The organism is Rhizobacter sp. P2_D12 (assembly GCF_056404395.1).
Window position 1 is genome coordinate 1 of sequence record NZ_JBFUEB010000140.1, and the last position, 12950, is coordinate 12950.

General features: G+C 71.9%; 15 protein-coding genes. All 15 read left to right on the forward strand.

Features of this window, described 5'->3' with window-relative positions; translation table 11 throughout:
* Positions 1 to 775: FHIPEP family type III secretion protein (locus AC1DYN_RS28935; RefSeq protein ID WP_477965607.1), on the forward strand; the 775-nt coding region annotated here is incomplete at its 5' end.
* Complete coding sequence (sctS, locus tag AC1DYN_RS28940; protein WP_477965609.1) at positions 772 to 1038, forward strand: type III secretion system export apparatus subunit SctS; 267 nt, start codon at positions 772 to 774, stop codon at positions 1036 to 1038. The genes AC1DYN_RS28935 and sctS, both read left to right, overlap by 4 nt.
* A complete protein-coding gene (gene sctC, locus AC1DYN_RS28945) occupies positions 1035 to 2768 on the forward strand; it encodes a type III secretion system outer membrane ring subunit SctC (RefSeq protein WP_477965611.1) in 1734 nt (577 codons plus the stop codon). Before sctS ends, sctC begins: the two co-directional genes overlap by 4 nt.
* A 2-nt stretch (positions 2769 to 2770) precedes the next feature.
* Complete coding sequence (locus tag AC1DYN_RS28950) at positions 2771 to 4009, forward strand: FHA domain-containing protein (protein ID WP_477965613.1); 1239 nt, start codon at positions 2771 to 2773, stop codon at positions 4007 to 4009.
* Positions 4010 to 4097: 88 nt separating this feature from the next.
* Positions 4098 to 4307, forward strand: coding sequence for a hypothetical protein (locus AC1DYN_RS28955; RefSeq protein WP_477965615.1), 210 nt, complete (start codon positions 4098 to 4100; stop codon positions 4305 to 4307).
* 80 nt (positions 4308 to 4387) lie between these two features.
* A complete protein-coding gene (locus AC1DYN_RS28960; RefSeq protein ID WP_477965617.1) occupies positions 4388 to 4792 on the forward strand; it encodes a hypothetical protein in 405 nt (134 codons plus the stop codon).
* A 5-nt stretch (positions 4793 to 4797) separates the two neighbouring features.
* The gene (gene sctJ / locus AC1DYN_RS28965) at positions 4798 to 5595 is read left to right on the forward strand and encodes a type III secretion system inner membrane ring lipoprotein SctJ (protein WP_477965619.1); all 798 of its coding nucleotides are present in this window, start codon (positions 4798 to 4800) and stop codon (positions 5593 to 5595) included.
* 9 nt (positions 5596 to 5604) lie between these two features.
* Positions 5605 to 6279: a type III secretion system protein gene (locus AC1DYN_RS28970; RefSeq protein WP_477965621.1), complete on the forward strand. Its 675-nt coding sequence runs from the start codon at positions 5605 to 5607 to the stop codon at positions 6277 to 6279.
* Entirely contained in the window at positions 6261 to 6911 is a 651-nt protein-coding gene (gene sctL, locus AC1DYN_RS28975; protein ID WP_477965623.1) for a type III secretion system stator protein SctL, read from the forward strand. The genes AC1DYN_RS28970 and sctL overlap by 19 nt, the downstream gene beginning before the upstream one ends.
* Positions 6911 to 8230, forward strand: coding sequence for a FliI/YscN family ATPase (locus tag AC1DYN_RS28980; protein ID WP_477965625.1), 1320 nt, complete (start codon positions 6911 to 6913; stop codon positions 8228 to 8230). The genes sctL and AC1DYN_RS28980 overlap by 1 nt, the downstream gene beginning before the upstream one ends.
* A gap of 10 nt (positions 8231 to 8240) precedes the next feature.
* Entirely contained in the window at positions 8241 to 8741 is a 501-nt protein-coding gene (locus tag AC1DYN_RS28985; protein ID WP_477965627.1) for a serine kinase, read from the forward strand.
* Positions 8738 to 9541 carry a type III secretion system export apparatus subunit SctT gene (gene sctT / locus AC1DYN_RS28990; RefSeq protein WP_477965629.1) on the forward strand — a complete coding sequence of 268 codons (804 nt, stop codon included), beginning with the start codon at positions 8738 to 8740 and terminating at the stop codon, positions 9539 to 9541. Before AC1DYN_RS28985 ends, sctT begins: the two co-directional genes overlap by 4 nt.
* On the forward strand, positions 9534 to 10571 hold the full coding sequence (locus tag AC1DYN_RS28995; RefSeq protein ID WP_477965631.1) for an EscU/YscU/HrcU family type III secretion system export apparatus switch protein: 1038 nt from the start codon (positions 9534 to 9536) through the stop codon (positions 10569 to 10571). The genes sctT and AC1DYN_RS28995 overlap by 8 nt, the downstream gene beginning before the upstream one ends.
* A 24-nt stretch (positions 10572 to 10595) precedes the next feature.
* Positions 10596 to 11717: a hypothetical protein gene (locus AC1DYN_RS29000; RefSeq protein ID WP_477965633.1), complete on the forward strand. Its 1122-nt coding sequence runs from the start codon at positions 10596 to 10598 to the stop codon at positions 11715 to 11717.
* 11 nt (positions 11718 to 11728) lie between these two features.
* The coding region (locus tag AC1DYN_RS29005; RefSeq protein WP_477965635.1) for an annexin at positions 11729 to 12950 on the forward strand (1222 nt) is incomplete at its 3' end.

Below are 12950 nucleotides of genomic sequence, written 5' to 3' on the forward strand. Positions count from 1 at the left end.
GGCCCCGCATGCCCCCGCGCTGCCTGCGCCGGCCCTGCCGCCGGGCGCCGAGCCGGCCGAACCGTTCGGGCCGTTCCCRCGCGCCGTGTGGGTGCGCGAGGCCTCGCCCGGCCTGGAGCTGCTGTCGTGCGAGGACGTGATCTGCCGCCACGTCGAGCACGTGGTGCGCCGCCACGTCGCCGACATGCTCGGGCTGCAGGAGGTGCAGCGCCTGCTGCAGCAGGCCCAGCGCGACGTGCCCGAGCTGGCCACCGAGGTCGCCCGCGTCGTGCCGACGCAGCGCCTGGCCGACGTGCTGCGCCGGCTGCTGCAGGAAGGCATCCCGGTGCGCAACCTGCACGGCATCTTCGAGAGCCTGGTGAACTGGGCGCAGAAGGAGCCCGACAACATCGCGCTGACCGAGCTGGTGCGCATCGACATGGGCCGCTACATCACGAGCCGCCACGTCGGCCCGCGCCGCGAGCTGCCGGCGATCCTGATCGAGTCGAGCCTGATGGAGCGGGTGCGCCAGTCGATCGAGCGCACGCCGCGCGGCAATCTGCTGCTGCTCGACCCGGCCGTCAGCCAGGACGTGCGCGAACAGGTGCGCCGGCTGGCCGGCAGCCACTCGGGCCGCGTCGTCGCGCTGGCCGCCTCCGACGTGCGGCGCTACTTCAAGACGCTGATCGAGCCGGTGGCGCCGTCGCTGCCGGTGCTGTCGTACCAGGAGGTCGACGAGGACGTGACGCTGCAGCCGATGGGCTGGATCACCGACCCGAAGGAGGCTGCGGCATGACCCCGCAAAACCTGCTCGACCTGACGCGCGAGGGCCTGCTGATCGTGCTGCTGGTGAGCCTGCCGGTGGTCGCGGTGGCCACCATCACCTCGCTGGTGGTGGCGGTGCTGCAGGCGGTGACGCAGGTGCAGGACCAGAGCATCGGCCAGTCGGTGCGGCTCATCGCCGTGCTGCTGGCCATCGTGTTGAGCGCGGGCTGGCTGGGCCGCGACGTGATGCGCTTCGCCGAGCGCGCCTTCCACACCGTGACCACCCTGCCATGACCCGAACCCTCGTCGTTGCCGCCCTTGCCGTGCTGTCGCTGCTGCTGCAGCTGGTGCCCGCCGCGCGCGCCGCCGACCTGCCGGCGCGCGGCCGCGCGGTGCGCCTGGAGGCGAGCGAGAAGTCGCTGCCCGACTTCCTGCGCGAGCTCGCCGCATCGCAGGGCGTCACGGCCGTCATCGACCCGAAGATCGGCGGCTCGATCAGCGGCAAGTTCGTGCTCAGCGGCACCGAGTCGGCGCGCAATGTGCTGAACAGCGTGTGCTCGGCGAACGGCCTGACCTGGTACTACGACGGCGCCTTCCTCTACGTCGACCTGGCGTCGGACGCGCGCAGCGAGGTGCTGCCGATCTCGCCCGGCAACGCGTCGCGCATCGCCGACACGCTGGCGCGGCTGAAGATCGCCGACGGCCGCTTCCCGCTCAGCGTCAGCGAGCGCGAGGGCAGCGTGTTCGTCTCCGGCCCGAAGCGCTACGTCGAGATGGTGCGGCAGACGGTGCGCCTGGTCGACCAGCGCACCGCGCTCGTCGACAGCGCCGAGATCCGCGTCTTCCCGCTCAAGTACGCATGGGCGGCCGACTTCAAGGTGCACCGCTCGGGCGGCCAGGTCAGCATCCCCGGCGTCACCAGCGTGCTGCGCAGCCTGTTCGGCAAGAGCTCGGGCTTCGGCGCGGCCGCGGCCGGGCGCGCCGGCACCGGCATGCCGTTCACGCTGGGCGCGAACCGGCAGATCAAGCTCAGCACCGGCGAGTCGGTCGAGGCGCCGAAGCTCGAGATGACCGGGCCGGCCGGCGCCGACGGATCGAGCGACAGCGGTGCCTTCGGCGGCGGCGAGCTGCCGCAGTTCCATGCCGACACGCGCATGAACGCGGTGCTGGTGCGCGACATGCCCGACCGCATGGCGCGCTACGAGAAGCTGGTGGCGGCGATGGACGTGAAGCCGCGGCTGGTCGAGATCGAGGTGACGATCATGGACGTCAGCTCCGATTCGCTGAACAGCCTGGGCGTCGACTGGCGCGCGCACGGCAAGCGGCTCGATTTCCAGACCGGGCAGGGCGACCGCCCGGCGCTGAACTGGAACAGCGCCAGCACCGAGGCCGGCCAGGTGGCGGGCGTCGCCGCCGACGGCCGCACGCCGCTGACGCCGCTGGGCGCCCTGTTCACCGCGGCCATCGGCCACGAGACGCGCAACTACCTGCTGGCGCGCGTCTATGCGCTGGCGCAGAAGGGCAACGCCAACATGGTGGCGCGGCCGAAGGTGATGACGCTGGACAACAGCGAGGCGCTGCTCGAGAACCGCAGCGAGTTCTACGTGCGCGTCGGCGGCTTCCAGGACTCGAGCCTGTACAAGGTCAACACCGGCACCGCGGTGCGCGTGACGCCGCTGATCGTCGACGAGAACAGCGGGCGCGGCGTGATGATGTCGATCGACATCGAGGACGGCGACATCGGCGCCGGCACCGTCGACCAGATCCCGATCGTGCGGCGCCGCGCGGTCAACACGCAGGCGCTGGTCGACGAAGGCACCAGCCTGCTGATCGCCGGCTACACCACCGAAGAGAAGAGCAGCGTCACCTCGGGCGTGCCGCTGCTGTCCAGCATCCCGGTGATCGGCAAGCTGTTCCAGGTGACCGAGAAGAAGCAGCTCAACATGGAGCGCTTCTACCTGCTGACCCCGCGGCTGGTGCAGCCCTCGGGCGCGACGGTCGGTGCGGCCGAAAGGAGCGACTGAGCATGAACGCCGCCGTGCATGCCCCCGAGGCGCTGCTGCAGGAGCCGGGATCGGTCCCGACGCCGATGCCGGTGTCGACCGCGCCGCGCCCGTTCGCGAGCGGCGTCGCGCCGCACGCCGAGGCCGCGCCGTCGTGGTGCCTGCGCTTCCTGACCGGGCCGATGAAGGGCCGCACGGTGGCGCTGCGGCGCGGGGCCAACCTGCTGGGTTCCGCACCCGATTGCGACCTGATGCTGCCGGGCGGCGAGGTGCTGCCGCGCCACCTGCTGTTCACGGTCGGCGAGCTGGTGGTGTCGGTGCAGCGCATCGGTGCCGCCGCGGCGCGGCTGAACGGCGACGAGATCCGGCCGCAGCGGCGCAGCCTGGTGGCGGGCGACGTGATCGCGGTCGGCCAGACCGAGCTGCAGGTCGACCGCTTGTATGCCGGCACGAATGGCGACGACGAGGCCGGCAGCGAGTGGGCCGACAGCATCCTGCCGGGCGACGGCAGCGTGATCGACGAGCCGCCGCCGGCTGCGCGCGGCAGCGGCATCGGCTGGCGGGCCGGCGTGGCCGCGGGCCTGCTCGGCCTGTGCGCGCTGCTGGTGCTGGCGATGCAGCGCGGCGGCAGCGCCGCCGACGCGGGCGCGCCGACGCTGCAGGCGGTGCAGCGGCAGCTCGGCGCCTATCCGGAGGTCGACGTGGTGGTCGAGCCGAGCGGGCAGTTCAGCCTGAAGGGGCAGGTCGAATCGCGCGAGCGCAAGGCCGGGCTGGTGCGCGCGATGGCGCCGTTCGGCAAGCGCGTGGCGGTCAACGTGCAGGCGGTCGACGACATGGTCGAGCAGGCGCGCCGCTTCATCGGCGACCCGGGCGTCTCGGTGGCCTACGGCGGGCGCGGCCGGCTGGTGGTGTCGGGCACGGTGGAGGACGAGGCGGTGCGGCAGAAGATCCGCCGCCTGGCCGACGACCTGCAGCCGGCGGTGGTGGTCTCCGACAAGCTGGCGGTGCGGCCGCGGCCGCAGGCCGAGCGCGACGCCGAGGCCGACCAGCGGGCGCGCTGGGCCAACTGGCAGGGCGTGCTGCCGGCACGCATGGTGGGCATTACCGACGACGGCCGCGGGCTGCGCTACATCCAGCTCGCCAACGGCAGCCGCTACTACGAAGGCTCGCTGCTGCGCTCGGGCGCCGAGCTGACGCGCATCGAGGACGACCACCTCGTGATCACCGGCGGCCCGCCGCCGCCCGGGCGCGCGCCGCCCTGACGCTTCTTCCCCAGGTCCTGCGCAGATGGCCGACGCGCGGGTTCTCCGTTCCACGGCCGCATCCAACCAACATCCACAGGAGAGATCCATGAGCACCAGTGCAGTCAACGACTCGATCGCCCAGATGCAACAGGCGCAGGCCGACAACGCCCGCCTGATGACCGCCAGCATGACGGCGAACACGGCGATCCAGGGCATGGCCGCGACCACCCACACCGTCAACGGCGCCAGCGCCGCCGGCGGCGAGGTGGGCAAGGCGGTCGGCAACAACGTCAAGGACGCCGCGAAAGCGAACTGACGCCGACCAGGCCCTTGGCCGCGCGGCGCTGCAGGGGTGGCGCCGCGCGGCCCCCCAACGAATCTTCCAGGAGGTGTGACATGACCGATCCGATGGCCACCGCGGGCGCGGGCGCCGAGATCGCGGCGCTGCAGCAGGCGCCGCAGGTGCAGGCGCCGCCGCTGGACGCCGGCGAGACGCGCATGTTCGCCAACATGATGCAGAACCTGCCGCCGGTGCCGGTGGCCGTGAGCCCGCCGAGCGCGTTCCGCGACGCGGCGATGGCGGTGGCGGTGAAGCTCGGCGGCGGGCAGGAGAAGACGCTCGACGAGTTGCGGCGCGGCATGCTGGAGTCGATCGACCTGCGCGATCCGCTGAAGACCATGGTCGTGATGACGGACCACTCGATGCAGGCGCATGCGATGTTCACGAAGCTGCACATCGCGACCGGCCTGGCGGGGGCGACGACGTCGCTCTTCGGCGGCCTGCTGAAGAACCAAGGGTGACCGCGATGAAGCGGCTGCAGGTTCTGCGCTGGGTCGTCCTCGCATGGGCCGTCGCGCTCGGCGGCTGCAAGGTCGACCTCTACTCCGGCCTCACCGAACAGGAAGCCAACGAGATCGTCGCGGCGCTGTCGACCGACGGCATAGCCGCCGAGAAGACGCGCGCCGACGGCGCCGGCGGCGGCACCAGCCAGGCCGGCGCCTGGCTGGTGCGGGTCGACGAAGGGCGGCTGCCCACGGCGCTGGAGGTGCTGCGCGCGCAGGGCCTGCCGCACGACCGCTACGCCAGCATGGGCGACGTGTTCCAGAAGCAGGGCCTGGTCTCGACGCCGGCCGAGGAGCGCATGCGCTACATCTACGCGGTGTCGCAGGAGCTGTCGCAGACGCTGCGCACCGTCGACGGCGTCATCGCCGCGCGCGTGCACGTGGTCATCCCGGCCAACGATCCGCTGAGCGACAAGATCCGGCCTTCGTCGGCGGCCGTCTTCATCAAGCACCGGCCCGACGTCGACCTGCGCCTGCTGGCGCCTGCGGTGAAGGACATGGTCGCGCACAGCATCGAAGGCCTGACGCACGAGCAGGTCTCGCTGTCGCTGTTCGAGGCGAAACGCGCCGGGCCCTTGCCCGCCGCCGGAGCCGACGCCGCGCCCAACCTGTCGCTGCTCGGCGGCCTGCCGCCGCAGACGGCCTTCATCCTCGTGATCCTGCTCGCGATGGCCGCGATCTGCGTGCTGGTGCTGCCGTCGCTGCTGCGCCGCGAAGGCGTCGACTGGCGCAGCTGGCTGCGCCGCGTGGCGCGGCGCTGAGGTCCCGCGATGGACACCGAATCCGCACCCCGCGACGACATGGCCATCGTGCGCCTGGCCATGCGGCTGCACCTGCACCCCGAGGACGAGCTGCATCCGAGCTGGCTGCCGCCGCAGTGGCCGCAGCGGCACCGCCGCACCGCGGCGCTCGGCCGCGGCGGCCGCGGCGTGCTGGGCGAGCTGCTGCGCAGCCGCGACGGCCTCGGGCGCGAGGCCGACTACCGCTTCGAATCGCGCACCAAGCGGCTCGCGCTGGTCGACGGCCCGTCGCTGCGCCTGCTGGCCGCGCTGACCGGCTGGTGCGCACACGCGCCGCTGCTGCTGCAGCGCGGCGCGGTCGGCACGCAGATGCGCCGCCAGGCGGCGCGCTACGGCGACGACGTCGAAGACTTCGTGCGCGAACGCGCGCCGCGCCTGACCGCGCTGCGCATGGACCCGCAGCCGCTCGAACAACACCCCTGGGGCGCCGGCCGCACCGTCGTCGGGCGCGGCTACCGGCTGCTGCTGGGCACCGTCGCCGCCGAGGGCGCCGACACGCTCGAGCGCGTGCGCCGCAAGCTGCCGCACCGGCTGTCGCGCCTGCGCCTGCCCACCCTCAGCGCCGTGCAGCGCGCCCAGGTCGAAGAACTGATGCTGCTGTGCATCGTCCCCGAAAGGTTGCCGCAATGGGACTGGCTTTTCTGATCACCTCCGAGCACCTGCTGATGCTCAGCGAACGCAAGGTGCTGAAGGAGGCCGAGTACTCGGCGCTGCTCGACGCCTCGTCGGTCGTCGAGGTCGCCGGCGAAGAGGCGCGCCGCATCCTCGGCCGCGCCGTCGACGAGGCCGAGGCGGCGCGCCAGCGCGGCTACGACGAGGGCCTGGAGCGCGCGCGCTCCGAAGCGGCGCGCCACATGGTCAGCGAGGCGCTGGCCGCCGAGCGCCAGCTGCAGACGCTGCGCGGCGCGATGGCGCGCATCGTCGCGCACGCGGTGGAACAGTTCGTCGCCCAGGCCGACCCGGCCGAGCTGCTGGCGGCGGCGCTGCAGCGCGTGGACACGCTGATCCGCGAGGAGCCCTTCATCACCGTGCGCGTCGCGCTGCGCCAGGAAGCGCACCTGCGCCGCGCGCTCGAACGCCTGGGCGCCGACAGCGGCTGGAACGCGCGCCTGACCATCGTGCCCGACAGCTCGCTGGGCGACGACGCCTGCGTGCTGCAGACCGCCTCCGGGACGCTCGCGATCGGCATGGATGCGCAGATCGAGGCCTTCCGCGCCGCGGTCGAGCGCAGCGGCGTGCTGGCCGCCGACGCGCCGGGCGCGAAGGAGCTGCACTGATGGACGTCAACGACGTCGTCGACGACATCGCGCGCAGCTTCGGCCAGTTCACGCCGCTGGGCGTGCGCGGGCGCGTCAGCCAGGCGGTCGGCACGCTGATCCATGCCACCGGCCTGCGCGCGCAGCTCGGCGAACTGTGCGAGCTGGTCACGCCGGGCCAGCCGGCGGTGCCGGCCGAGGTCGTCGGTTTCCGCAACAACGTCGCGCTGCTCACGCCGCTCGGCTCGACCGCCGGGCTGTCGGTGCAGACCGAGGTCGTGCCCTCGGGCCGCGGCCACGCCTGCCCGGTCGGCACGGCGCTACTGGGCCGCGTGCTCGACGCGCTGGGCCAGCCGATCGACGAGCGCGGCGCGCTGCCGCCCGGCCCGCGCATGCCGGTGCTGCGCGAACCGGTCAACCCGCTGCGCCGCCGCCCGGTGGACCGCCCGCTCGCCACAGGCCTGCGCGTGATCGACGGGCTGCTGACGCTCGGCGAAGGCCAGCGCGTGGGCGTGTTCTCGCCGCCCGGCGTCGGCAAGAGCACGCTGCTGGGCATGCTGGCGCGCGGCTCCACCGCCGACGTCAACGTGGTCGCGCTGATCGGCGAGCGCGGCCGCGAGGTGCAGGAGTTCATCACCGGCAGCCTGGGCGCCGAAGGGCTGGCGAAGACCGTGATGGTGGTGTCCACCTCGGACCGGCCGGCGATGGAGCGGGTGCGCTCGGCCCACGTCGCGACCACCATCGCCGAGCACTTCCGCGACCAGGGGCTGCGCGTGCTGCTGCTGGTCGATTCGCTGACGCGCTTCGCGCGCGCGCAGCGCGAGATTGGTCTCGCCAGCGGCGAGCCGCCGACGCGGCGCAGCTTCCCGCCGTCGATCTTCTCGATGCTGCCGCAGCTGCTCGAACGGGCCGGCCAGGGCGAGCGCGGCTCGATCACCGCCGTCTACACCGTGCTGACCGAGGGCGACGAAGAGAACGACCCGATCGCCGAGGAGGTGCGTTCCATCCTCGACGGCCACATCGTGCTGTCGCGCAAGCTCGCGTCGGCCAACCACTACCCGGCCATCGACGTGTCGGCCAGCCTGAGCCGCGTGATGCCGTCGGTGGTGACGCGCGAGCACGTGGCCGCGGCCGGCCAGCTGCGCTCGCTGATGGCGCGCTGGCAGGCGTTGGAGCTGCTGGTGCAGATCGGCGAATACAAGCCCGGCAGCGATGCGCTCGGCGACCTGGCGATCCGCCGGCACGACGAGATCGACCAGTTCCTCGCGCAGGGCCCCGGCCAGCGCGAGGGTTTCGACCAGACGCTGGCGCTGATGCAGCGGCTGGCCTCCAACCGCTGAGGAGCGTGCGATGGCGACCGCGATGATCGACTGGCAGTTGCTGATCGGCGTGCGCGAGCGCCGGCGCGACGCCGCCCGGGCCGGCATGCAGCAGGAGCAGCGCGTGGCCGCGGCCTGCGCGCAGCAGGTGCAGCAGGCCGAGGCCGACTGGCGCGCCCAGCTGGCCGCGCGCAGCGCGCATGCGCAGGCGCTGCGCGACAGCGTGTCGGGCGGCGGTGCGAGCGTCGAGGCGCTGCGCCAGTCGGGCGCGTGGCATGGCGCGCTCGGCGCGCGCATCGCGGCCCGTGCGCAGGCGCTGGTGCAGGCGCAGCGCCGCTTCGCGCAACAGCAGGCGGTGCTGGCGCAGGCGCGGCGTGCGCTGCTGAAGGCCGATGCCGAGCTGGAGCAGGCCTGCAAGATGCAGCAGCGGCGCCGCCGCGAGCAGCTGCGCATCGTCGAGCTGCGCATCGAGGACGCGCTCGAGGAAACCGGCACCCAGGCCTGGGATGCGCGGCGGCGGGAGATGGCATGACGGACATGCCGACTGAACTCGCCGCGATCGAGAAGCTGTTCACCGCGGTGGCATTGACCCTGCCGCGCCTGCTCGCGATGTTCGCGGTCGTGCCCTTCCTGTCGGGTCAGATGCTGACCGGCTGGGTGCGCAGCGGGCTGATCCTGATGCTGGCGCTGTTCATGTCGCCGGTGGCCGGCGAGATGGGCAGCTTCACGCTGACCCGCTGGTTGCTGATCTCCGGCAAGGAGGCGTTGATCGGCCTGCTGCTCGGCATGGGCTTCGGCATCTTCATCTGGGCCATCCAGAGCGTGGGCGACCTGATCGATTTCCAGACCGGCTCCGGCAACGCCTCGTTCTTCGACCCGGCCGCCGGCCACGAGAACGGGCCCACCGGCGAGTTCCTCGGCTGGCTCGCGATCTCGCTGTTCGTCGTCGGCGGCGGGCTGCTCGCGATGATCGGCGTCGTCATCGATTCGTACCGGCTGTGGCCGGTGGCCTCGTTCTTCCCGGACCTGGGCAACGTGCTGGAGCAGTTCGCGATCCGCCAGGGCGACACGCTGTTCGAGTGGATCGTCAAGCTGGCTGCGCCGGTGATCGTGGTGCTGCTGCTGGTGGAGCTGGGTGCCGGGCTGATCGGCCGCGCCGCGCCGCAGCTCAACGTGTTCACCGCGATCCAGCCGCTGAAGGGGCTGATGGCGACGCTGATGATGCTGCTGTTCCTGCACTTCGTCTACGAGTCGCTGCAGCAGTTCCTGCGGCCGGACAACGGCGTGCTCGAGTACCTGCGGCTCACGCTCGGAGGGCGACGCGGTGGCTGAGAAGAACCAGCCGCCGACCGCCAAGCGCCTGCGCGATGCGCGCCAGCGCGGCGAGGTGGTGCACAGCGCCGACGTCGCGTCGACCGCGGTGTTCGTCGTCGTGCTGGCCGGCCTGTGGATGTGCGGGCCGACGCTGCTCGGCCTGCTGCGCGACCTGTGGGACCACGCCACCAGCGCGCGGCTGCTGACGCGGCCCGACGAGCGTTTCCCCGAGCTGCTGCTGCACACCGCGCGGGTGCTGGTGGCCGCCGTGGCCGGCATCGCGGTGCTGGCCGCGCTGGCCGGCGTCGCCGGCTCGTTCTTCCAGGTCGGCGGGCTGATGGCCTGGAGCCGCCTTGTGCCCGACGTCAGCCGCATGAACCCGGCCAAGGGCTTCCAGCGCATCTTCTCGACGCGCAACCTCGTCAACCTGCTGAAGATGATCGTCAAGACGCTGCTGCTGGCGGGTCTGATCTTCGTGGTGGTGCGCGGCGGCGTCGAGACGGCGATCCGCCTCGGCTACGCGACGCCGGCGTCGATGATCAGCGTCGGCGCGCGCCTGGTGCTGGTGACCTTCGCCTGGGCCGCGGTGATCTACGCGGTGATGGCCGGCGTCGACTACGCGACGCAGCACTACGAGTTCATCAAGAGCCTGCGCATGTCGATCGACGAGGTGCGCCGCGAATACAAGGACATGCAGGGCGACCCGTCGCACCGTGCGCGGCGCCGCTCGGAGCATTTCGAGGCGGTGTACTACAGCCTGTCCGACCGGGTGCGCGGCGCATCGGCCGTGATCCGCGCGCAGGGTGCGGCGGTGGCGCTGCAGTACCTCGGCCCGAAGGACCTGCCGCGCGTCGTCGCGCGCGGCACCGGCGAGCTGGCGGCGCAGATCGTCGCGCTGGCCGGCGAGCACCTGGTGCCGGTGCAGGCCGATCCCGGCCTGGCCGCGCGCCTGCTCGACGAGGTGCCGATCGACCGGCCCATTCCCCGAGCGCTGTACCCCGCGGTGGCGCGCCTGCTGCGCTGGGCCGAGGGCGGCGAGATGGCTTGACGTTTCACCAACCAGGAGAGAACCATGGCTTTGTTCCTAGATGCCCCGCCGCCCGTGACCCAGACGCCCGCGCCGCCGCCGCCGGCCGACCCGCTGGCCAAGGTGCGCACCGGCGAGCAGACCGAGATCACCGTCGGCCCGAGCGGCGACGAGGGCCTGTGGAACATGGCCCAGGACATCAACAAGGAACTCAACGCGAACATGCAGAAGACGAACAGCGTCGAGGTCATCTTCGGCAAGCTGCGCGACAACGCGGTGTCGCAGGGGTTCAAGAAGGGCAGCGACGACGGCCACCTGCCGTCCACCTACCAGGGCGACCAGAAATCCGGGCGCGACCTGGACCTGATCTACGCGCAGGACAAGTTCAAGATCGACCTCAACAAGCCCGAGGGCGGCGCGCCGCCGCCGACCACCGAGGCGCCGCCGCCCGGCACCGACGTGCAGAAGCTCGGCCTCGACCCGAAGAACCAGGGCGCATGGGACGACATGCGGGGCAAGAACCCGCAGTTCGACGCGCAGTTCAAGGGACTGGACCCCGACGTGCAGCGCGGCTTCGTCGGCAGCTTCAACCAGGCCGTCGCGAAGGACGCGAAGGACAAGGACGCGAAGCAGGTGGAGCAGCTCGGCCAGCTGCTGCAGTCCGACGGCTTCAAGGACCTGGGCAAGGAGCACCAGGTCAAGGCGCTGCAGCTGGCCGACAAGGCGGGTGCGGGCGCGGCGAAGGAGCTGATCAACGACGCCGGCTTCCGCACGCTCAAGGACACCAAGGTGCAGTCGCTGGACGACGACGAGAACCGCAATGCGCAGACCCTGGTGCTCGACAAGGCGATCGACGACCCGGTGTTCCTGAAGGCGTTGCAGAACGGCCTGCGCGGCGAGAACGGCGCGCAGAAGATCGGCGATGCCTACCAGGGCGGGCAGGCCATGATGTTCATGGCGATGTACGTCGGCCGCGGCAACGGCTACGCCAAGATCAGCGACCAGCCGACCACGCCTTCCCAGCGCGCCGAGGCGCTGCAGAAGCTGTGGACCAACGTGATCGCGCAGCCGCGCTTCGCCCACGCCAACTACCTCGACCAGAACATCCAGATCAACAGCTGGGTGGAGCAGCGCGGCTTCGTCAACCAGGACGTGCGTCCGCGCTGAAGGACAGCCCCATGATCGTCTACACCTCTTCCGGCGCGCCCCAGGTCCTGCAGCTCCCGCAGGACACGTCCTCGAACGCGAATGGCCCGGCCTCGGGCCCCGGCGGAGGCCAGCAGCCGCTGCACGTCAACGACGAGCAGGCGAACGCGGCGGTCGACCAGCTGCTGGACCAGCAGAACTGGGAAGGCGTCGCGGCGCTGTCGAACCTGCTGCAGCAGAACGACAAGGCGCAGTGGCAGCGCCTGAGCACGCAGGTGCAGCAGCGCCTGGCCGAGCGCATGCAGCAGAAGTTCAACGTGCAGGACCACGAAGGCCGCGGCACGGCGATCGCGCACGTCGCGCGCTACGACGCGACGATGGCCAAGGGCCTGTACGACCGGGCCGAGGCCGGGCTCGACAAGACCAACCGCGACGACCTGGCGCGCGGCTTCTACCGCGGGCTGGGCAGCGCGTCGATGAACGACCTGGCGCGCGGCGCCGACGGCCGGGCGCTGCTCGAGAAGGCCAAGGCGCGCCTGGGCAGCGAATCGGACGGCGTGAGCGACGAGGAAAAACGCTACATCCAGTTCCTGGACGACAAGCTGCAGCACGTGCAGCTGGGCGACCCGGCGCCGAAGGCGCCGGACCCGAACGAGGCACTCGGCGACAAGCCCAGCTACACCGACGAGCAGGCGATCGCCGATGCGAGTGCGCTGGCCAAGGCGACCTGGCGCGAAGGCGGGTCCTTCCTCGGCATGCACATCAGCGGCTCGGGCTGGGGCACCGACGAGGACGCGGTGTTCAAGACGCTGGAGCCGCGCACCGCGGAGGACATCCAGAAGCTGCGCGACGTCTACAAGAAGGAGTACGACCGCGACCTGGACCACGACCTGACGCAGGAGATGAGCGGCGAGGACCTGGACCACGTCAAGGCCTTGCTGCAGGGCGGCACGCGCGCAGACGACAAGGCGCCGGTGCTCAACGTCGCGTCCGACGCGGTGCGCATCCATGCCGAGGTGCACGGCGTGTTCGGCAGCGACGACCGCGTGCTGCAGCTGCTGGAGAAGACGCCCTACGAGCACCGCCAGGCGGTGGCCGAGGCCTATGCGCAGCGCTACGGCAACGACGAGCAGAAGAAGGACCCGTCGGCCTACCTGCTCAGCGAGTTCAAGGACGAGGCCAGCTTCAACGACGACGCGATGGTGCGCGCGCGCGGGCTGTTCGCGGCGCCGCCGCCGGCCGCCGCGCCGGGCT

Bases quoted from the DNA above. Each gene is read 5' to 3' on its own strand.
- sctS (WP_477965609.1), top strand. From the start codon at position 772: ATGACCCCGCAAAACCTGCTCGACCTGACGCGCGAGGGCCTGCTGATC.
- AC1DYN_RS29000 (WP_477965633.1), top strand. From the start codon at position 10,596: ATGGCTTTGTTCCTAGATGCCCCGCCGCCCGTGACCCAGACGCCCGCG.
- AC1DYN_RS28955 (WP_477965615.1), top strand. From the start codon at position 4,098: ATGAGCACCAGTGCAGTCAACGACTCGATCGCCCAGATGCAACAGGCG.
- sctC (WP_477965611.1), top strand. From the start codon at position 1,035: ATGACCCGAACCCTCGTCGTTGCCGCCCTTGCCGTGCTGTCGCTGCTG.
- AC1DYN_RS28970 (WP_477965621.1), top strand. From the start codon at position 5,605: ATGGACACCGAATCCGCACCCCGCGACGACATGGCCATCGTGCGCCTG.
- AC1DYN_RS28960 (WP_477965617.1), top strand. From the start codon at position 4,388: ATGACCGATCCGATGGCCACCGCGGGCGCGGGCGCCGAGATCGCGGCG.
- AC1DYN_RS28985 (WP_477965627.1), top strand. From the start codon at position 8,241: ATGGCGACCGCGATGATCGACTGGCAGTTGCTGATCGGCGTGCGCGAG.
- sctL (WP_477965623.1), top strand. From the start codon at position 6,261: ATGGGACTGGCTTTTCTGATCACCTCCGAGCACCTGCTGATGCTCAGC.
- AC1DYN_RS28950 (WP_477965613.1), top strand. From the start codon at position 2,771: ATGAACGCCGCCGTGCATGCCCCCGAGGCGCTGCTGCAGGAGCCGGGA.
- sctT (WP_477965629.1), top strand. From the start codon at position 8,738: ATGACGGACATGCCGACTGAACTCGCCGCGATCGAGAAGCTGTTCACC.
- AC1DYN_RS28980 (WP_477965625.1), top strand. From the start codon at position 6,911: ATGGACGTCAACGACGTCGTCGACGACATCGCGCGCAGCTTCGGCCAG.
- sctJ (WP_477965619.1), top strand. From the start codon at position 4,798: ATGAAGCGGCTGCAGGTTCTGCGCTGGGTCGTCCTCGCATGGGCCGTC.